This is a genomic window from Pseudomonas laurentiana, assembly GCF_014648275.1.
Lineage (GTDB): Bacteria > Pseudomonadota > Gammaproteobacteria > Pseudomonadales > Pseudomonadaceae > Aquipseudomonas > Aquipseudomonas laurentiana.
This window is the reverse complement of sequence record NZ_BMQU01000039.1, coordinates 1-20332: the sequence shown is the minus strand read 5'-3', so window position 1 is coordinate 20332 and position 20332 is coordinate 1. Positions and strand designations below refer to the sequence as shown.

At 58.3% G+C, this 20332-nt stretch carries 18 protein-coding genes and 1 pseudogene; 1 reads left to right on the top strand and 18 read right to left on the bottom strand.

What is annotated here, in order from left to right; all coding sequences use genetic code 11:
* Window positions 1-157 precede the first annotated feature (157 nt).
* The 10 genes and pseudogenes from brnQ to sdhC all read right to left on the bottom strand — a co-directional run bounded on the left by brnQ (window position 158) and on the right by sdhC (window position 13083).
* Window positions 158-1471, bottom strand: a complete 1314-nt coding sequence (gene brnQ, locus IE038_RS23055; protein WP_163938063.1) for a branched-chain amino acid transport system II carrier protein — start codon at window positions 1469-1471, stop codon at window positions 158-160.
* Window positions 1472-1786: 315 nt separating this feature from the next.
* Window positions 1787-2668: a succinate--CoA ligase subunit alpha gene (sucD, locus tag IE038_RS23050; protein ID WP_065759447.1), complete on the bottom strand. Its 882-nt coding sequence runs from the start codon at window positions 2666-2668 to the stop codon at window positions 1787-1789.
* Window positions 2668-3834 carry an ADP-forming succinate--CoA ligase subunit beta gene (sucC, locus tag IE038_RS23045; RefSeq protein ID WP_065759448.1) on the bottom strand — a complete coding sequence of 389 codons (1167 nt, stop codon included), beginning with the start codon at window positions 3832-3834 and terminating at the stop codon, window positions 2668-2670. The genes sucD and sucC overlap by 1 nt, the downstream gene beginning before the upstream one ends.
* A 176-nt stretch (window positions 3835-4010) precedes the next feature.
* A complete protein-coding gene (gene lpdA, locus IE038_RS23040; RefSeq protein ID WP_163938065.1) occupies window positions 4011-5447 on the bottom strand; it encodes a dihydrolipoyl dehydrogenase in 1437 nt (478 codons plus the stop codon).
* 93 nt (window positions 5448-5540) lie between these two features.
* Window positions 5541-6761: a 2-oxoglutarate dehydrogenase complex dihydrolipoyllysine-residue succinyltransferase gene (gene odhB, locus IE038_RS23035; protein ID WP_163938067.1), complete on the bottom strand. Its 1221-nt coding sequence runs from the start codon at window positions 6759-6761 to the stop codon at window positions 5541-5543.
* A gap of 42 nt (window positions 6762-6803) precedes the next feature.
* The gene (locus IE038_RS23030; RefSeq protein WP_065759451.1) at window positions 6804-9635 is read right to left on the bottom strand and encodes a 2-oxoglutarate dehydrogenase E1 component; all 2832 of its coding nucleotides are present in this window, start codon (window positions 9633-9635) and stop codon (window positions 6804-6806) included.
* 245 nt (window positions 9636-9880) lie between these two features.
* A pseudogene (locus tag IE038_RS23025) lies at window positions 9881-10547 on the bottom strand (succinate dehydrogenase iron-sulfur subunit).
* A gap of 11 nt (window positions 10548-10558) precedes the next feature.
* Entirely contained in the window at window positions 10559-12331 is a 1773-nt protein-coding gene (gene sdhA, locus IE038_RS23020; protein ID WP_163938072.1) for a succinate dehydrogenase flavoprotein subunit, read from the bottom strand.
* Between the two features lie 3 nt (window positions 12332-12334).
* Window positions 12335-12703 carry a succinate dehydrogenase, hydrophobic membrane anchor protein gene (gene sdhD, locus IE038_RS23015; RefSeq protein WP_065759454.1) on the bottom strand — a complete coding sequence of 123 codons (369 nt, stop codon included), beginning with the start codon at window positions 12701-12703 and terminating at the stop codon, window positions 12335-12337.
* A complete protein-coding gene (gene sdhC / locus IE038_RS23010; protein WP_176717419.1) occupies window positions 12697-13083 on the bottom strand; it encodes a succinate dehydrogenase, cytochrome b556 subunit in 387 nt (128 codons plus the stop codon). Before sdhC ends, sdhD begins: the two co-directional genes overlap by 7 nt.
* A gap of 350 nt (window positions 13084-13433) precedes the next feature.
* Between sdhC and gltA the strand changes: the two genes are divergently transcribed.
* Window positions 13434-14723, top strand: a complete 1290-nt coding sequence (gene gltA / locus IE038_RS23005) for a citrate synthase (RefSeq protein ID WP_163938075.1) — start codon at window positions 13434-13436, stop codon at window positions 14721-14723.
* Between the two features lie 65 nt (window positions 14724-14788).
* Here the strand turns inward: gltA and IE038_RS23000 are convergent, their stop codons facing one another.
* The 8 genes from IE038_RS23000 to IE038_RS22965 all read right to left on the bottom strand — a co-directional run.
* On the bottom strand, window positions 14789-15394 hold the full coding sequence (locus tag IE038_RS23000) for an START domain-containing protein (protein WP_189396353.1): 606 nt from the start codon (window positions 15392-15394) through the stop codon (window positions 14789-14791).
* A 33-nt stretch (window positions 15395-15427) separates the two neighbouring features.
* A complete protein-coding gene (locus IE038_RS22995) occupies window positions 15428-15682 on the bottom strand; it encodes a YkgJ family cysteine cluster protein (protein WP_163938079.1) in 255 nt (84 codons plus the stop codon).
* A gap of 127 nt (window positions 15683-15809) precedes the next feature.
* The gene (locus IE038_RS22990) at window positions 15810-16316 is read right to left on the bottom strand and encodes a translation initiation factor 2 (protein WP_163938090.1); all 507 of its coding nucleotides are present in this window, start codon (window positions 16314-16316) and stop codon (window positions 15810-15812) included.
* Window positions 16317-16382: 66 nt separating this feature from the next.
* Window positions 16383-17828: an aminotransferase-like domain-containing protein gene (locus IE038_RS22985; RefSeq protein ID WP_163938082.1), complete on the bottom strand. Its 1446-nt coding sequence runs from the start codon at window positions 17826-17828 to the stop codon at window positions 16383-16385.
* A 214-nt stretch (window positions 17829-18042) separates the two neighbouring features.
* Window positions 18043-18852 carry an OmpA family protein gene (locus IE038_RS22980; protein ID WP_163938085.1) on the bottom strand — a complete coding sequence of 270 codons (810 nt, stop codon included), beginning with the start codon at window positions 18850-18852 and terminating at the stop codon, window positions 18043-18045.
* Window positions 18849-19202 carry a DUF4398 domain-containing protein gene (locus IE038_RS22975; protein ID WP_163938087.1) on the bottom strand — a complete coding sequence of 118 codons (354 nt, stop codon included), beginning with the start codon at window positions 19200-19202 and terminating at the stop codon, window positions 18849-18851. Before IE038_RS22975 ends, IE038_RS22980 begins: the two co-directional genes overlap by 4 nt.
* Window positions 19203-19211: 9 nt before the next feature.
* Complete coding sequence (locus IE038_RS22970; protein ID WP_163938093.1) at window positions 19212-20018, bottom strand: substrate-binding periplasmic protein; 807 nt, start codon at window positions 20016-20018, stop codon at window positions 19212-19214.
* Between the two features lie 134 nt (window positions 20019-20152).
* The coding region (locus tag IE038_RS22965) for an FAD-binding protein (RefSeq protein WP_195826219.1) at window positions 20153-20332 on the bottom strand (180 nt) is incomplete at its 5' end.

Sequence of the window (20332 nt, the reverse complement as noted above, 5' to 3'; positions counted from 1 at the left end):
CATTCAGCCACCACAGCCAAACGGGTTGCGCTAACGCGCAACGCGCCATGCCTGGCGCACAACGAAAAACCCCACATCGTTATCGGATGTGGGGTCAGGAGTTTCCCTAAGCTGACGCTCGATGGCTTGTGGCCTGCGCCAACCGCGGACAAATACCTCAGGCCAAGGCTTCGCTCGGCTTACCCAGCAGGCGGTCACAGGCGACAGCCACGACCAACGTAGCCACACTTGGCACCAACCAGGCCAGCCCCTGCTCGCTCAATGGCAGATTCGCCAACGACGCAGGCAACACGCTGGCCAGCGAAGTACCCTTGATAGCGTCGATCAAGCCAAACAGCAGCGACACCAGCATCACCGGTGCCAGAATCCGCGTCGAGGAGTGCCACAGTTCTTTGCAGAAACTCAGGCCCACCAGCACGATGCACGGCGGGTAGATGGCCGTCAGCAGCGGAATCGAGAACAGGATCAGCTTGGTCAGCCCCAGGTTCGACACTACCAGCGAGAACACCGCCAGAATGACCACCAGCGTACGGTAGGACAACGGCAGCACCTGACTGAAGTACTCAGCACAGGCACAGGTCAGGCCAACCGCAGTCACCAGGCAGGCCAATGCAATCAACACCGCCAGGAAGGTACTGCCGAGCGAACCAAACGTGTGCTGCACATAGGCATGCAGTACGGCAGCGCCGTTGGTTGCACCCATGGCGATGTCATGGCTACCGGCGCCGAGGCGGAACAGGCTGACATACACCAGCGCCAGGCCCACGCCAGCAATCAGGCCGGCAATGATCGCATAGCGCGTGATCAGTTGAGGCGACTCGACACCACGCGAACGAATGGCGTTGACGATGACAATACCGAACACCAACGCGCCCAGGGTATCCATGGTCAGGTAGCCATTGATGAAGCCCTGGGAGAATGGTGCAGCCACATAAGCGGGTTGAGCCTCGCCAATCGTACCGGCAGGCAGCATGAATGCCGCGATACCCAGTACCGCCAGGGCAATGATCTTCAGCGGGGCAAGGAAGCGGCCTACGGTGTCCAGCAACTTGCCGGGGTACATCGACACCGCCAGCACCACCAGGAAGTACACCAGGCTATACAGGAACAGCGCAACCGGGTTTTCACCCACCAATGGCGCAATGCCGACTTCAAACGATACGGTAGCCGTACGCGGGGTGGCGAACAGCGGGCCAACGGCCAGGTAGCAGACCGCCGCCAACAGACCACCAGCGATCTTGCCAATCGGGCTGCTCAGGGCGTCCATACCCCCGCCAACCTTGGCCAGCGCAACCACGGTGATCACCGGCAAACCTACTGCGGTAACCAGGAAACCCAACGCAGCCATCCAGACATGGGGGCCGGACTGCAAACCAACGATAGGCGGGAAAATAATATTGCCAGCTCCGACGAACAACGCGAACGTCATAAAGCCAAGCGCCAGGATGTCCTGGCCTTTCAACACTTTCATTAAGGAAATACCACACTACTGAAATCGGGATTTAGAGAGGGATTTCCCCTTGGGTGAGGGAAATGCTGTCTGACCGGATTAGCCAGACCCGTTTAGCGTGTCGTTCCCTTTTGAGGAGCGGGCACAAAATGAGTGCATAGGTTAACGAATTTACGCTAGAAACGCACGGTTACAGGGACGCCTGTCCGATGTGCGAATGTGCAGATCGTCTGGAATTAGCGGGCAATCGATACGCCGCGCGTTCTGCACCGTCCAGAAAGCACAAAGGCCACCCGAAGGTGGCCTTTGTGGTTGAAGCGGTCAGTCAGCCGAAGCTTACTTGACTGCCCAACCGGTCAGCTCGGCCAGGGCCTTGCCGATGTCCGCCAACGAACGGACAGTTTTCACGCCAGCGTCTTGCAGGGCAGCGAATTTCTCGTCTGCAGTGCCTTTACCGCCGGAGATGATGGCGCCAGCATGGCCCATGCGCTTGCCCGGAGGAGCAGTCACACCAGCAATGTAGGAAACCACTGGCTTGGTCACGTGAGCCTTGATGTAGGCAGCAGCTTCTTCTTCAGCGGAACCGCCGATCTCACCGATCATGACGATCGCTTCGGTCTTCGGATCTTCCTGGAACAGCTTCAGGATGTCGATGAAGTTGGAACCTGGAATCGGGTCACCACCGATACCGACGCAGGTGGACTGACCGAAACCGGCATCAGTGGTCTGCTTGACGGCTTCATAGGTCAGGGTGCCGGAACGGGAAACGATACCGACTTTACCTGGCAAGTGAATGTGGCCTGGCATGATGCCGATCTTGCACTCGCCCGGCGTGATCACGCCTGGGCAGTTAGGGCCGATCAGGGTAACGCCCAGCTCGTCGCACTTGACCTTCGCGTCCAGCATGTCCAGGGTCGGGATGCCTTCGGTGATGCAGACGATCAGCTTGATGCCGCCAAACGCTGCTTCAAGGATGGAGTCCTTGCAGAACGGCGCTGGAACATAGATGACCGAAGCGTCGGCGCCAGTGGCAGCAACCGCTTCCTTGACGGTGTTGAACACCGGCAGGTTCAGGTGGGTGGTGCCACCCTTGCCTGGGGTCACGCCGCCAACCATCTTGGTGCCGTAGGCGATGGCTTGTTCGGAGTGGAAAGTACCTTGCGAGCCGGTGAAGCCCTGGCAGATGACTTTGGTGTCTTTATTGATCAGGACGCTCATTACTTGCCCTCCGCAGCTTTGACAACTTGTTGAGCAGCGTCGGTCAGGCTGGTTGCCGCGATGATGTTCAAACCGCTTTCTGCCAGTACTTTAGCGCCCAGCTCGGCGTTGTTGCCTTCCAGACGAACAACCACCGGCACTTTAACGCCAACTTCTTTCACCGCGCCGATGATGCCTTCGGCAATCATGTCGCAGCGAACGATACCGCCGAAGATGTTGACCAGAACTGCAGCGACATTGCTGTCGGACAGGATGATCTTGAAGGCTTCGGTCACGCGCTCTTTGGTTGCGCCGCCACCTACGTCGAGGAAGTTGGCTGGCTTGCCGCCGTGCAGGTTGACGATGTCCATGGTACCCATGGCCAGGCCAGCACCGTTGACCATGCAGCCGATGTTACCTTCCAGTGCCACGTAGTTCAGTTCGAACTGGGCGGCATGGGCTTCACGCGCGTCGTCTTGCGACGGGTCGTGGAAGGTTTTCAGCTTAGGCTGACGGTACATGGCGTTGGCGTCGATGTTGATCTTGGCATCGAGGCAATGCAGATCGCCGTCAGCCTTGATCACCAGCGGGTTCACTTCCAGCAGTGCCAGGTCATGGTCCTTGAACAGCTTGGCCAGACCCGTGAAAATCTTGGCGAACTGAGCAACCTGCTTGCCTTCCAGACCCAGCTGGAACGCCAGTTCACGACCCTGGAATGGCTGAGCGCCAACCAGAGGATCGATAGTAGCCTTGAGAATTTTCTCAGGGGTATCGTGAGCGATTTTCTCGATGTCCACGCCACCTTCGGTGGAAGCCATGAACACGATGCGACGGCTCGAACGATCGACTACAGCGCCCAGGTACAGTTCCTTGGCGATGTCAGTGCAGGATTCGACCAGGATCTTGGTGACTGGTTGACCGTTGGCGTCAGTCTGGTAAGTCACCAGACGCTTGCCCAACCATTGTGCAGCGAACGCTTTTGCGTCTTCTTTGCTGCGAACCAGCTTAACGCCACCCGCTTTACCGCGACCGCCAGCGTGAACCTGGGCTTTTACAACCCATTCGGTACCGCCGATCTTTTCGCAAGCTTCTGCTGCAGCTTCAGGGGTATCGACTGCGAAACCCTTGGAAACTGGCAGGCCGTATTCAGCGAACAGCTGCTTACCCTGATACTCGTGAAGATTCATTCTTTTTACCGTCTTCGTTAGGTACTGCGCTTCGGCGCTGCGCCCTTTCGGGTGCCGCGCCACCTGTGACTGCTTGCCTGGGAAGTTGCCTCCCCGGGTTCGAGTCCGGCGAACTTTCCGCGGTGAGTCATGCAAGCAAGACTCACGACGGGCCGTCCGCCGTGGTTTCTTATTATTTAACGCTTTTTACGGTTGGCTACGTGGATGGCACCGCCATTCACTGCCAGCGCGGCTTCATGCAGCGCTTCGGACAGGGTCGGATGGGAGAAAACCATCATGCCCAGATCTTCGGCGCTGGTGCCGAATTCCATCGCGATTGCACCCTGCTGCACCAGTTCGGCGGCGCTTGGGCCAATCACATGTACACCCAGTACGCGGTCGGTCTTGGCATCGGCAATAACCTTGACGAAACCACCGGTATCGTTGGCAGCCATCGCACGACCACTGGCCGCGAACGGGAAGGTGCCCACGTTAACCTCAACGCCTTCAGCCTTCAAGGCTTGTTCGGTTTTGCCGACCCACGCGATTTCCGGGTGAGTGTAAATAACCGAAGGGATCAAGTCATAGTTCATTTGGGCCTTGTGACCCTTGATGCGCTCGACAACCATGATGCCCTCTTCCGAGGCCTTGTGCGCCAGCATCATGCCGCGAACCACGTCACCAATGGCGTATACGCCTGGCACGCTGGTTGCACAGTAGTCGTCGACGAAAATGAAGCCACGCTCGTCAATGGTCACGCCGCTGTCAGCTGCCAGCAGGTCAGTGGTCACTGGACGACGGCCGACCGCAACGATCAACTTGTCGAAGGTGATCTTCTGTTCGCCGTTGGCGTCGGTGTAGGTAACTTCGACTTCGTCGCCGTTGACCTTGGAACCGGTCACGCGCGCACCCAGCTTGACGTCCAGACCTTGCTTGGTCAGGGTCTTCAGGGCTTCCTTGGAGACGGCGGTGTCGGCAGCCATCAGGAACGTGTCCAACGCTTCCAGAACGGTAACCTGGGCACCCAGACGGGACCAGACAGAGCCCAGTTCCAGACCGATGACACCCGCACCGATAACGCCCAGGCGCTTAGGCACGGCCTGGAATTCCAGGGCGCCAGTGGAGTCAACGATGACGTTCTGATCAACCGGAGCCGGTGGAATGTCGATCGGACGCGAGCCGGAAGCCAGAATCACGTTCTCGGCTTCGATGACTTCAACGGTGCCGTCAGCCTTGGTAACTTCGACTTTCTTGCCAGCCAGCAGTTTGCCGTGGCCCTGGATCGAAGTAACGCCGTTGGCCTTGAACAGGGTGGCAACGCCGCCAGTCAGGTTCTTGACGATGTTCGCCTTGCGGCCAACCATCGCAGGAACGTCCATCTTCACTTCACCCGTGGTGATACCGTGAACGCCGAAGGCGTCCTTGGCTTCGTGGTATTTCCAGGAGCTGTCCAGCAGTGCCTTGGAAGGAATGCAGCCGACGTTCAGGCAGGTACCGCCCAGGGCCAGCTTGCCTTCGCCATCGGTGTACTTCTCGATACAGGCAGTCTTCAGACCAAGTTGTGCGGCCTTGATGGCGGCTACATAGCCGCCAGGGCCCGCACCGATAACTACTACGTCGAATTTCTGGGTCATAAAGGATTCCTTTTAGCTACAAGCCACAAGCTTCAGGCTGCAAGAAGGCCCGCTTCCGTGAGGAAGCTGGCCCCTTGCAACGTGCAGCTGTTTTTAGATATCGAGCAGCAGACGAGCCGGATCTTCCAGCAGGTTCTTGATGGTCACCAGGAAGGTCACGGCTTCTTTACCGTCGATCAAACGGTGATCGTAGGACAGTGCCAGGTACATCATCGGACGGATCACGACCTGACCGTTGATCGCCATTGGGCGCTGAATGATGTTGTGCATACCCAGAATCGCCGCCTGTGGCGGGTTAACGATCGGGGTCGACATCATCGAGCCGAATGTACCACCGTTGGTGATCGTGAAAGTACCGCCGGTCATTTCTTCGATCGACAGCTTACCGTCACGGGCTTTCTTGCCGAAAGTGGCGATGCCGCCTTCGATTTCAGCCAGGCTCATCAGTTCGGCGTTACGCAGAACCGGTACCACCAGGCCACGGTCGCTGGACACGGCAACACCGATGTCGGCGTAGCCGTGGTAAACGATATCGCTACCGTCGATCGAAGCGTTGACAGCCGGGAAACGCTTCAGCGCTTCGGTAGCAGCCTTGACGAAGAACGACATGAAGCCCAGGCGAACGCCGTTGTGGGACTTCTCGAACAGGTCCTTGTACTTCGAACGCAGCGCCATGACTTCGGTCATGTCGACTTCGTTGAAGGTGGTCAGCATCGCCATGTTGGACTGAGCTTCAACCAGACGCTCGGCAACCTTGGCACGCAGGCGGGTCATCGGTACGCGCTTCTCGGTGCGGTCGCCAGTCGCCATGACCGGTACGGCAGCGGCTGGGGCAGCGGCCTTGGCAGCTGGAGCAGCGGCTGGAGCGGCTTTCTTGGCAGCAACGGCAGCAACAACGTCTTCCTTGGTAACGCGACCGCCTTTACCTGTGCCAGCAACGCTGGCCAGGTCGATGCCGTTTTCTTCGGCCAGCTTGCGTGCGGCAGGCGCAGCAATCGGGTCTTCTTCACCGGCGTCTACAGCAGCAGCGGCCTGAGCAGGCGCAGCAGCAGCGGCTGGAGCAGCAGCGGCAGCAGCACCTTCAGTGATGGAACCCAGTACTTCATCGGACAGAACGGTGTCGCCTTCGTTCTTGACGATAGCGCCCAGCACGCCGTCGGCGGTGGCCAGCACTTCCAGAACGACTTTGTCGGTCTCGATGTCGACGATCAGCTCGTCACGCTTGACGGCGTCGCCCGGTTTCTTGTGCCAGGTGGCTACGGTGCCATCGGCAACCGATTCCGGGAAAGTAGGGGCTTTGATCTCGATAGCCATTATCAATGGTTCCTTAAATTCGGTTTCTTGTGCGCGGTGGCATTAAACAGTGAAAGCATCTTGCAGCAGTTTTTCCTGCTGCTCGGCGTGCATCGAAGCGTAACCACAGGCAGGTGCTGCCGACGCGTCACGACCAGCGTACTCAAGGACCAGGTCCTTGTTGTGACGGGTCAGGATACGACGCATGTGGTGCTGACTGCTGTACCAAGCGCCCTGGTTCATCGGCTCTTCCTGGCACCACACCACATCCTTCAGGTTGGTGTAAGGCGCGAGGATTTCGACCAGATCGTCCTCAGGGAACGGATACAGTTGCTCGATACGCACGATGGCGATGTCTTCACGACCTTCGGCACGACGTTTTTCCAGCAGATCGTAGTAGACCTTGCCGCTGCACAGAACCAGACGAGTCACCTTTTTCGGATCGAGGGTATCGATTTCCGGGATGACGGTCTGGAACGAGCCTTCGGCCAGTTCTTCCAGGGTCGAGATGGCCAGCTTGTGGCGCAACAGCGACTTCGGCGTCAGGACGATCAGCGGCTTACGCAGCGGACGGATGACCTGGCGACGCAGCAGGTGGTAGATCTGAGCCGGGGTGGTCGGTACGCAAACCTGAACGTTGTGCTCGGCGCACAGTTGCAGGTAACGCTCCAGACGTGCCGAGGAGTGCTCTGGCCCCTGCCCTTCATAACCGTGTGGCAGCAGCATGGTCAGACCGCACAGACGGCCCCACTTGTGCTCACCGCTGGTGATGAACTGGTCGACAACGACCTGGGCACCGTTGGCGAAGTCACCGAACTGGGCTTCCCAGATCACCAGCGCGTTAGGCGTGGTGGTCGAGTAACCGTATTCGAAGGCCAGTACCGCTTCTTCCGAGAGGAAGGAGTCGTACAGGTCAAACTTCGGCTGACCGGCATACAGGTTCTGCAGTGGCAGGTAGGTGCTGGCGTCCTTCTGGTTGTGCAGCGCCGCATGGCGGTGCGAGAAGGTACCGCGACCAACGTCCTGACCGGTGATACGCACCGGGTGACCTTCGAACAGCAAGGTCGCGTAGGCCATGGTTTCGGCGTAGCCCCAGTTGATTGGCAAGCCACCGGCCTGCATCTTCTGGCGGTCTTCGTAGATCTTCGAAACCTGACGCTGAACCACGAAGCCTTCCGGCAGGTCCAGCAACTTGGCCGACAGTTCCTGAAGGGTCTTCAGGTCAAAGCGTGTGTCGTGACGCGCAGTCCAGGCATGGCCCAGGTACGGACGCCAGTCAACAAACAGCTCCTTGTTCGGCTCCTTGACCAGGCTCTTGACCACATGCAGGCCGTTATCCAGCGCATTGCGGTACTCGTCAACCTTGGCCTGTACGCGCTCGACGTCCAGACGACCAGCCTGAATCAGGCTGTCGGCATACAGTTCGCGGGTAGTGCGTTGCTTGGCGATCTGCTGGTACATCAGCGGCTGGGTGCCGTTTGGTTCGTCAGCTTCGTTGTGACCACGGCGGCGGTAGCAGACCAGGTCGATGACCACGTCACGCTTGAACTGCATACGGTAGTCGACAGCCAGCTGGGTCACGAACAGCACCGCTTCCGGATCGTCACCGTTGACGTGCAGAATCGGCGCCTGAATCATCTTGGCGACGTCGGTGCAGTACTCGGTGGAACGCGAGTCCAGCGGGTTGCTGATGGTGAAACCAACCTGGTTGTTGATCACGATGTGAACAGTACCGCCGGTTTTGAAACCGCGGGTCTGCGACATCTGGAAGGTTTCCATGACCACGCCCTGACCGGCGAATGCCGCGTCACCGTGGATGGAAATCGGCAGAACCTTGTCACCAACGCTGTCGTTACGGCGATCCTGACGGGCGCGTACCGAACCTTCCACTACTGGCGAGACGATTTCCAGGTGGGATGGGTTGAACGCCATGGCCAGGTGAACTTCACCGCCGGCGGTCATTACGTTGGAGGAGAAGCCCTGGTGATACTTGACGTCACCGGAACCCAGCTCGACCTTCTTCTTGCCTTCGAACTCGTCGAACAGGTCGCGCGGGTTTTTACCAAAGGTGTTGACCAGAACGTTCAAGCGGCCACGGTGGGCCATGCCGATCACGACTTCCTTGGTGCCATAGGAACCGGAGCGTTGAATCAGCTCGTCCAGCATTGGAATCAGGCTCTCGCCGCCTTCCAGGCCGAAACGCTTGGTGCCCGGGTACTTGGTGCCCAGGTATTTTTCCAGGCCTTCAGCTGCAGTGACGCGCTCGAGCAGGTGGCTCTGAACGTCTGCAGAGAACGCTGGGCGACCACGTACGCTCTCCAGACGCTGCTGGAACCAGCTGCGCTGCTCGGAGTCGACGATGTGAGTGAACTCGGCGCCAATGGTGCGGCAATATGTCTGCTGCAAAGCGTCGAAGATTTCGCGTAGGCTCGCTTCCTCTTTGCCGATGAACAGGTCGCCGGCACGGAAAGTCGTGTCAAGATCGGCATTGGTCAAGCCGTAATGATTGATCGACAAGTCTACAGGCGCAGGGCGTTGCCACAACCCCAGGGGGTCGAGCTTAGCCGCTTGGTGGCCGCGCATACGGTAGGCTTGGATCAGTCGCAGTACTTCAACCTGCTTCTTCTCGTGCTCGCTGCTCACGCTGCCGGCAGAAACCGGTTGGGCGCGGCGCTGGTTCTTTGCCAGCAGAACGAAATGGTCGCGGATTGTAGAGTGCGATACATCGGTAGCAGTGCTGCCTTCGGCGGGCAACTTCTGAAAGTAAGTGCGCCACTCTTCTGGCACAGCGTTAGGGTCGTGCAGGTAGAGTTCGTAGAGCTCTTCCACATATGCAGCGTTACCACCTGAAAGGTGGGCGCTATCCCACATGCGCTGCATCACGCTTTCTTGCATGCTTGGTCACCCTCGGTTAGGGGACAGATCGGCAAGAGCCACAGAAAGCCTGGAAAAGTCCGAGTGCAGCGACCGAACCAAGCCACCGAGGATCCTACAGATTTTCCGGGTACCAGCCCGGAAGCCCCTGCTGGTCTCATATCTTCATAGGTAAAAGCTAGGGCTTTTTGGGCCGTCGCTCGGGTTTCACCTTGGTGCGGGCAATGGCCCGCACCTTGGCGTACTACGGGTACAACATCTTAAAATCAGGTACCGCTTTGCAGCAGCATGTTACGTACGTGACCGATTGCCTTGGTCGGGTTCAGACCTTTAGGGCAAACGTTTACGCAGTTCATGATTCCGCGGCAACGGAACACGCTGAACGGGTCATCCAGGGACGCCAGACGCTCTTGGGTCTTGGTGTCACGGCTGTCAGCCAGGAAACGATAGGCTTGCAGCAGTGCAGCTGGACCGAGGAACTTGTCTGGGTTCCACCAGAACGAAGGGCAGGAAGTCCAGCTTCTCACGCTCTTCTGGCGACTGCAGACGCTCGATGGCCGGAGCCGGCGTATCGTTCTGCAGGTAAGGCTTCACCTTCTCGTACTGCTTGTAGAAGATGCTCATATCGACGACCAGGTCACGAATGACTGGCAGGCCAGGCAGTGGGCGAACCACCAGCTTGTTGCCCTTGACCACCGACGACAGCGGCGTAATGCAGGCCAGGCCGTTCTTGCCGTTGATGTTCATGCCGTCGGAGCCGCAAACGCCCTCACGGCAGGAGCGACGATACGAGAAACCTTCGTCCTGTTCCTTGATCAGTGCCAATACATCCAGCACCATCAGATCCTTGCCACCGGTATCGACCTGGAACACCTGAGTTTTAGGCGCAGAGTCGGTATCCGGGTTGTAACGATAAACTTCGACTTGCAACATGGCGGCCACCCTTAGTAAGTCCGGACTTTAGGCTCGAAAGCAGGCACGGTTTTCGGCGCGAAGTTGACTGCACGCTTGGCAACACGCTTCTCACCCGGGAAGTACAGGGTGTGGCACAGCCAGTTTTCGTCGTCGCGATCTTCGAAGTCTTCACGGGCGTGAGCACCGCGAGATTCTTTACGCGTTTCAGCAGCGATAGCAGTCGCTTCGGCCACTTCCAGCAGGTTCTGCAGCTCCAGCGCTTCGATACGCGCGGTGTTGAAGGCCTGGGACTTGTCATTGATCTTGACGTTGGCGATACGCTCACGCAGATCGGCCAGTTGCTTGATACCTTTCTGCATGTATTCGCCAGTACGGAATACACCGAAATAGTTCTGCATGCAGCTTTGCAGCTCGCGACGCAGGGTAGCAACGTCTTCACCGGTGTTGCGCTCGTTGAGCTTGCTCAGACGGTTCAGCGCGACTTCGACGTCGGTGTCGCTGGCGTCGCGGTATTCGATACCGTCGCTCAGGGCTTTTTCCAGGTGCAGGCCAGCAGCGCGACCGAATACCACCAGGTCGAGCAGCGAGTTACCGCCCAGACGGTTTGCACCGTGAACCGATACGCATGCCACTTCACCGACCGCGAACAGGCCCGGGATAATGGTGTCTGCGCCATCAGCGTTCATGGTGATAGCCTGGCCATGAATGTTGGTGGCAACGCCGCCCATCATGTAGTGGCAGGTTGGAACGACCGGCACCGGCGCGACCACTGGGTCAACGTGGGCGAAGGTCTTGGACAGCTCACAGATACCTGGCAGGCGGCTGTGCAGCACTTCCTCACCCAGGTGATCGAGCTTGAGCATCACGTGGTCGCCGTTCGGACCGCAGCCGTTGCCGGCGATGATCTCTTTAACCATCGAGCGGGCCACAACGTCACGACCAGCAAGGTCCTTGGCGTTTGGCGCATAGCGCTCCATGAAACGCTCGCCGTGCTTGTTGATGAGGTAACCACCTTCACCACGGCAGCCTTCGGTAACCAGTACACCAGCGCCGGCGATACCGGTCGGGTGGAACTGCCACATTTCGATGTCTTGCACTGGCACGCCGGCACGCAGCGCCATACCAACGCCGTCACCGGTGTTGATCAGGGCGTTGGTGGTCGATGCGTAGATACGACCAGCACCACCCGTGGCCAGCACGGTAGCCTTGGCACGGATGTAAACGGTTTCGCCGGTTTCGATGCAGATCGCGATCACACCGACGAACGCGCCGTCCTGGTTCTTGACCAGATCAACGGCGTACCACTCGTTCAGGAAGGTGGTGCCTGCTTTCAGGTTGCCCTGGTACAGGGTGTGCAGCAGTGCGTGACCGGTACGGTCGGAAGCGGCACAGGTACGTGCAGCCTGACCACCCTTGCCGAAGTCCTTGGACTGGCCACCGAATGGACGCTGGTAGATACGACCTGTTTCGGTACGGGAGAACGGCAGGCCCATGTGGTCCAGTTCGAAGACCGCAGCAGGACCTTCCTGACACATGTATTCGATAGCGTCCTGGTCACCGATGTAGTCGGAACCCTTGACGGTATCGTACATGTGCCAGCGCCAATCGTCGTTCGGGTCAGCCGAGGCGATTGCACAGGTGATACCACCCTGAGCCGATACAGTGTGCGAACGGGTCGGGAAGACCTTGGTGATTACAGCAGTCTTGTGACCGCCCTGAGCCAGTTGCAGCGCAGCACGCATGCCGGCACCGCCACCACCAATAATGATGGCGTCGAAAGAAATCGTAGGAATGTTAGCCATGAATCAGATACCCCAGAGAATCTGCACACCCCAGACGAAGTACGCGAACATCGCAACACCGCATACAGCCTGGAACAGGAAACGTATTGCAGTTGCCGACTTGCCGAACGCCATTGGCGTCAGGTAGTCAGTCGCGATGGTCCACATGCCGACCCAGGCGTGAGCGCCCAGAGCCACCAGTGCCAACAGACTGAAAATACGCATCGCGTTATTGGAGAACAGACCGTGCCACTGGGCGTAGTCCATCCCCGGGTGCGCGACCAGGTAGCCAATCAGAAAAATGAAGTAAGCCGCGAGAACGACCGCAGAGACGCGCTGCGCCATCCAGTCATAGAGGCCCGAACGCGAGAGGTTCGTGACGTTGGTTACCATATCCACACTCCTGCCAGAACAATCACCACCACGGAGACGGCGATGACAATTTTCGAGCCCAGTTTGCCGCCTTCCAGCGTTTCACCGATGCCCATATCCATGATCAAGTGGCGCACACCGGCAACCAAGTGATACAGCAAGGCGGACAGGAGACCCCAAATCACAAGCTTGGCCAGCGGACTGGTCAAACACGCTTTCACCTCACCGAAGCCTTCCTCGGAACCCAGGGATTTGCCCAATGCATAAAGCATGATGGCCAGGCCCAGGAAAAGGATGACACCGGAGATGCGGTGAAGAATGGACGTGTAAGCAGTGACAGGGAGTTTGATGGTCCTTAGGTCTAGGTTTACAGGTCGTTGGCTTTTCACGGCTTTTTTCACACTGAAGAGCCCCTAGCAAGCAGGGCAAAGTTGTTGGTAAGTGTACTGGTCAGGTACCCACCACCCAGGGAGTGACGACCCCAGCAACACAGGCTTCAAAGCCCCTGGCGGTCGGGTGCCGAGTATAGACAGTTAGGCTACTAATGACAACGAAAAGGCCTAGCCCAAATAGCTCATTGCCTTTGCCCGACAAAAGGCGTAAATGGGCAGCAATTTCGAGGAAAAACAGCGCCCAGGCCCCTTTACAACCGTGCTTTAGGCAAATTGACATTCGAATTTATCTCACTATAGTGGTGCGGGCCCTGCGTGGGGGGTCTGTCTGATGATTTCAAGCATTAATAGGAGGCCACATGGCTGACAAAAAAGCGCAGTTGGTCATCGAGGGCGCAGCCCCCGTCGAGCTGCCCATTTTAACCGGCACCGTTGGTCCCGATGTTATCGACGTTAGAGGGTTGGGGGCCACGGGTCACTTCACTTTCGACCCCGGTTTCATGGCGACCGCATCGTGCGAGTCGAAGATTACCTATATTGATGGCGACAAGGGCATCCTGCTGCACCGCGGCTACCCTATCGAACAGCTCGCCGAGCAATCCGACTACCTGGAAACCTGCTACCTGCTGCTGAACGGCGAACTGCCGAACGCCGAGCAGAAAGCCCAGTTCGTCAGCACCGTGAAAAACCACACCATGGTTCACGAGCAGCTGAAGTCGTTCTTCAACGGCTTCCGCCGCGACGCGCACCCAATGGCGGTCATGTGCGGCGTGGTTGGCGCCCTGTCGGCGTTCTATCACGACTCCCTGGACATCAATAACCCGCAGCACCGCGAAATCTCCGCAGTACGCCTGGTCGCGAAAATGCCGACCCTGGCGGCAATGGTTTACAAGTACTCCATGGGTCAACCCATGATGTACCCACGCAACGACCTGTCGTATGCGGAAAACTTCCTGCACATGATGTTCAACACCCCGTGCGAGATCAAACCGATCAGCCCGGTACTGGCCAAGGCAATGGATCGGATCTTCATCCTCCACGCCGACCACGAGCAGAACGCATCGACCTCCACCGTGCGCCTGGCAGGCTCCTCGGGTGCCAACCCGTTCGCCTGTATCGCTGCCGGTATCGCTGCACTGTGGGGCCCTGCCCACGGCGGCGCCAACGAGGCCGTACTGACCATGCTCGATGAAATCGGCGATGTCTCGAACATCGACAAGTTCATCGCCAAGGCCAAGGACAAGAACGATCCGTTCAAGCTAATGGGCTTCGGTCACCGCGTTTACAAGAACCGCGACCCACGCGCCACCGTAATGAAGAAGACCTGCGATGAAGTCCTGCGCGAGCTGGGCATCACCAACGATCCTCAACTGGAACTGGCCATGCGCCTGGAAGAGATCGCCCTGACCGATCCTTACTTCATCGAGCGCTCGCTGTACCCGAACGTCGACTTCTACTCGGGGATCATCCTCAAGGCAATCGGCATTCCAACCAGCATGTTCACCGTGATCTTCGCCCTGGCACGTACCGTCGGCTGGATCTCGCACTGGAAAGAAATGCTCTCCAGCCCGTACAAGATCGGCCGTCCGCGCCAACTGTACACCGGCTACGAAGCACGCGACATCGTCAAGCTGGCTGACCGCAAGTAAGCGCTGACCGCAGCGCTGAACACGAAAAAGGCTGCCCTCGGGCAGCCTTTTTTAGTTGTACGACTTCAGGGCTTCTCAGCCTTCTCTTTCAATGCCTTGAGCGTATTGAACGGCGCCTCTACGACAAAACTGTTCGCCAGCCAGGACGGCACGCTGCCACCGGGCTCGGTGTGCACCTGATAGGTGACCTCGGTACTGTCACCCTTCGGCTCGAATTTCCAGAAACCCTGGACCTGCGCCACCCGCACAAAGCCTTTCTCTTCAGGCAAATAGCTGGGCAACCCCTCAAGCTTGCGCACGACACTGCCATCGGCCGCGTCTTCAGTGGTCACCTTGAGAATTGAATCACGCGGCGTCACCGGCCAAGGCGTATTGAACTGGGTATAGGTCCAGATCTGGTTACCTTCACGCTTGAGCAACTTCTGCACCTTGCACTCATGTATCCAGGCGCAAGCCCCGGCCACATCTTCGTGCAACGCGCGCAACTTGGCGACATTGGCCTTGATCAAGGTCACCCCGCGGTAAGCCTTGTATTTGGAGCCCGCCACTTCACTCAGGGACACCTTGATACCCTGCTCGTCCTTTGCCACCTGCCAGCTTTCCGCTTGCGCCAGAGGCGCCAACAACGCCCCCACGGCACAGACCAACGCCATCCGCTTAAACGATCCCATGCTCTTGTTCCTTATTGTCGAAGATCTATGTATTCAAGCTGCTGTCATCTGCTCCAGCCACCCCAGGATCCTGATCGCCTCATCGCGATCACTGCCGCACACCTCCACGTCCGCCATGAACGCCGAACACACCGCGGGGCGCTCAGGCTTGCCGAACAGTCCACACAGGTTGACGACCGACAAATGAATGCAGCGTTCGCCAGCAGGCTTGCCATCAGGCATTCCCGGTATCGACGAACTGATGGACGGTGCAATGCAGCAGGCGCCACAGCCTTCACGACACTTCATGACGGCAGTACCTCGGAATCAAAATGGATGAACACGTCTGGATAGTAACCGCTAAAACGGTCGTTTGAAATTACCGGCAGGATGAAATATCACGGGACGAAAACAGACCGGCCAGTCATGCCCGAGCTTACTGCTTGAACTCAAATTCGATGGCCGCACCTTCGACATCCTGACGGCTGTCATTGCGCAGTTGCAGCTGCATTTCGTTGCTGAGCAAACGGCCATTGAGCTGGAACGGGCTCTCTTCCTTGGGCTTCTCCCCAAACATGGCCGGTAACAGCGGGCGATGCAACTGAACATCGCTTGCGCTGCCCGGCTGCAACCCGCTAACCATGCCTATAGGCAGGCTGAGATCCAGCCGAGGCGTGGGCAATGGCGCCGCGATGACGTCCGTGTGCTGACGCTTGGTGCTCTTGCCCGAAGATTTCTGCGCGGACGCTGAACCGGCTTTGGCATGCGGCACACTCCCTTTCGGTACAGGTTTGCTCGCCACGCTGGGATTGCCCGCCGAATGCGACGATCCAGCGATCAGCGGCGCAGCCGCAGCAACGTCCGCCCTCGCCCACGCCTGCATCGGAACCAGAGAACCGGCCATCGACATCAACAACAAACCGGCACAACACAAGGCTTTCATAGGCAACAACGGACACTCAAAAAAAGACAATGCTCTCCGTTCCTTGGAAAACTGACAAGTCCATTCCTAGAAGAAACTACTGCCACCCGACTCCTGGCAAAGCTGAGTGGCCAGCATCCCCAACGTCATCAATGCTCGCTCCGACTCACGGTTCCAGGGGATCCCGCAGTTCAGACGAATGCAATGGTTGAATTGCTCGGTATTACTGAAAATCAACCCGGGCGCGATACTGATGCCCTGCTGCAGCGCTCGCACATGCAATTCCTGGGTATTGACTCGCCCCGGTAGGCTGACCCAAAGAATGAAACCACCGGTAGGCCGCGTCATCTGAGTACCTTCGGGAAAGTACTGCTGCACGGCCAACTGATAGGCACTGAGGTTCTTCCGGTATTCATGACGGATAAAACGCAGGTGCCGATCATAACCGCCATTTTCCAGATAAGCCGCTACCCCCATCTGGGTGACGCTACAGGCTGAATGCGTCGTGAAGGTTTGCAGACGCTGGATTTCATCCTGGTACTTGCCGGCAATCATCCAGCCGATCCGAACGCCAGGCGACAGCGTCTTGGAGAAGCTCGAACAGTAGATAACCCGCCCCAACCGATCGAACGCCTTCAGCGCCTTCGTACGCCCCTGCTCAAACATCAGTTCGCCATAAATGTCATCTTCGATGATCTGTATGTCGAAGTCCGACGAAAGGCGTAACAGTTGCTTCTGCCGCTCCTCAGGAATGGCCCCACCCAATGGATTGCTCAACCGTGCCGTCAATACCAACGCCTTGATCGACCACTGGTTCGCAGCCAACTGCAGCGCCTCCAGGCTAATGCCGGTAGACGGATCACTGGGAATTTCAATGACCTTCAGCCCCAGCAGATCAGCCAGTTGCAGCAGCCCATAGTAGGTAGGCGACTCCGCAGCGATCAAATCACCGGGACGGGTCAACACCCGCAGGCTCATCTGCAAGGCGTCGACACACCCGTGAGTGACAACGACCTCGGAGGGGTCGACCACCACACCGGCATCACGCATGCGAATGGCAATCTGCCTGCGCAATGGCTCGAAACCCGGGCTGAACATATAGCTGAAGGCCCGCGGACTATGGAAACGGGTAACTTTGGCCAACTGCTGGTGCAGCGCCCTCACCGGCAGGTAGTCAACATGGGGTACTGCCGCGCCAAGCGGAAAGACGCCATCGCGGCGCGCCTCCACGAGAACCTGCTGAATAATGCTGCTGCGGGTAACCAGGCCCGGCCGCTCGACCCTCGCGATATCCGGCGTTGGCGCCGTCAACGCTGGGGTCTGATGGACGTAATAACCTGACTGCGGACGCGCGCGGATCAAACCCTGGTCTTCAAGATTGGCATAGGCCTGAAGCACCGTGGCATGACTGACATTGAGCTGTGCGCTCATCTTGCGCACTGACGGCACCCGCTCGCCCGGCTGGTAGACACCTCGACGGATGTCTTCAGCCAACTGCTGGGCGATACGCTGGTAGAGCAACAGGTTGGTCATGGTCAACTCTCGGCACGCGGACGATCTCGTTATTTTTAGGCGAACTCTTGCGCAACAGAATACCGTAACAGTTGCGAAGTGTACTGGCACAGATTGCAGAATAGTCGACAATACAGTTGCGTGACAGCACCTGAGGCACGCGCACGCCTCAACTAATCGCGATAAAAAACCCGGAGGCGTAATCGCCACCGGGTTTTCTGCACCGCATCGAGGATCAGCGCTCTGCGCCCAGGCGCCCCTGATCATCGGAAAACACGATCTCAACCCGTCGATTCTGCGCCCTGCCCCGCTCCGAGGCATTCGCCTCGACCGGATACTGGTCACCATAACCCTCGACCTGAATGCGCTTTTCATCCACCCCCAGGTCAATCAGCGTGTCGGCAACCGACTGCGCGCGATCCCGCGACAGCCTCAGGTTGTCCTCAGGCGCACCCGTGCTGTCGGTGTAGCCCTCAATACGCACCGTACGCTTGGGGTTGAGCTGAAGGAACTGCACCAGCTTGAGCACGGTACGGTTGGCAGCGTTCTTCAGGTCGGCACGCCCGGTATCGAACAGCACATCGCCCAATGTCATCACCAAGCCACGGTCACTCTGCATGGTCGCCAGGCTGACGATCTGCGCCTCCAGCCATTTGCCTTGCTGCTGGACACTGGCCAACTTGGCCTCGCGCAAGGCCAGCTGCAAACGCTGGCGCTCAAGCTCCAGCTTGGCCTGGCGCTCCTGGTTAAGCACCAGGTTCGTGTGTTCGCGAGCGATTTCACTGTAGCGCTGACTCAGGTAAGCGTAGTGGCGCACGTCAGCACCACTCCCCCAATAGCTCGACAGACGTTCTGCACGCCCCAGCGACTCACCCGCACGAATCACATCACGCGGCGCACTGCGCAACACACTGGAGTCGTTCTTGACCTGCTGAAAACTGGCAGCGGCCTGCTCAAGCGACTCCTCGCTGCGCTGACTGGCGCACCCTTGCAGACCAACGGCACCCAGCAACAGCAGCGCCGCCAAAGGCTTGATCGAACTCACTGCTGCTCCCCCAACTGTTTATGCAGACGATCAACTCGCGCCTGCAGCACCTTGATTTGCTCTTCGCTCTTGGCCGTCAACACGCGGGCCTCGGCCAAACGCGCATCAAGCTCGGCCTGTTCAGCGCGAACCCGGGCGTCGCGAAAAGACTCGCTGGCCATGTTGACGCGAGCCCGCGCCAGCTTGGCTTCTGCCAGCTTGAGCTCTGCCACCTCGTCAGTAGCTCCAACGGCCTTGGCCTGTTCCAAGGCCTGTTCGGACAAACGAAGTTGCTCATGGGGTGCCGGGTCGGCGGCGCAACCGGCCAGGGCCATGACGGCCAAAGCCGCGAATAGCGGTCGAGTTCTCACACAATCTTCCTACGGTTTGGGGGCATCGAGCGGTTGCTGCAATTGCGCTTTCCAGCGCTCGACATTGCGTTGCAATGCTGCTTGGGTGACACCGGAAACCGGCAATTCTGTCAGTTTTTTTGCAAGTTGTCCGCGCAACCAGGCATCGTTACACGCGGAATTATGCGATACCGCCAGGTACAGCCCAGGACGATCGACGGGCACATCGCGCGCCACCAGGTCCTTACCCATACCCAAGGTCTGAGCCATCGCCATGCCGGCGTAACGCCCGGCAAGCACGTAGTCCACCTGCCCCAGCAACAACTTCTGAAACGCCTGAGTCAGGTTTTCCACCACCTCCAGCTTCAAGTGCGCCTTGGTAAACGCCTCAAAGGTCGGGGTCAGGCGCGCCTTCTGCGAAATCGCCCCGGGGTGCAGGGCCAGGTCCGCCAGGCTTTCATAGGCCAACGACGCATCATGGCGCGTCCAGACCAGGTATTCGTTTTGCAGCAACGGTGGATGAATGTAGTCCAGGCTGGTCAGTTCACTGACCATCAATGGCGCATCTACCAGAATATCCATTCGGCCGCTACGGACTTCATCAAGTGCCTGGCTGCGCTTACCCGCACTCAATATCTCGATCTTCAGGCCCAATTCGTCGGCTACCTGCTTGAGCAGATCGGCGCTGGCACCGATCAAGTGCCGAGGATCCTGTGGGTCTTGCCACAAGTAGGGCGGCGCATCCGGACTGCCGGTAGCGACCAGGCGTTCACACTTGCCGACCGCGAGCGCCCATGATGGCATCAACGCGATACCCAGCAGCGTGACTGCACTCATTCGGCCAAACCACCCCATGCCACCCTCTCCTTGACTGCACCCACTGAAAAATGAAAAGCCCGGTTATCCCGGGCTGGGCAGGATAACCTGTCCAGCCCGCAACAACCGGGCTCTTTATAAGTGAAGCCGCTGGATTAAACCAGCTTCTCCAGCTCAGGGATGGCTTCGAACAGATCAGCCACCAGACCATAGTCGGCCACCTGGAAGATCGGTGCTTCCTCATCCTTGTTGATCGCAACGATCACCTTGGAGTCTTTCATACCGGCCAGGTGCTGGATCGCGCCGGAGATACCCACCGCGATGTACAGCTGTGG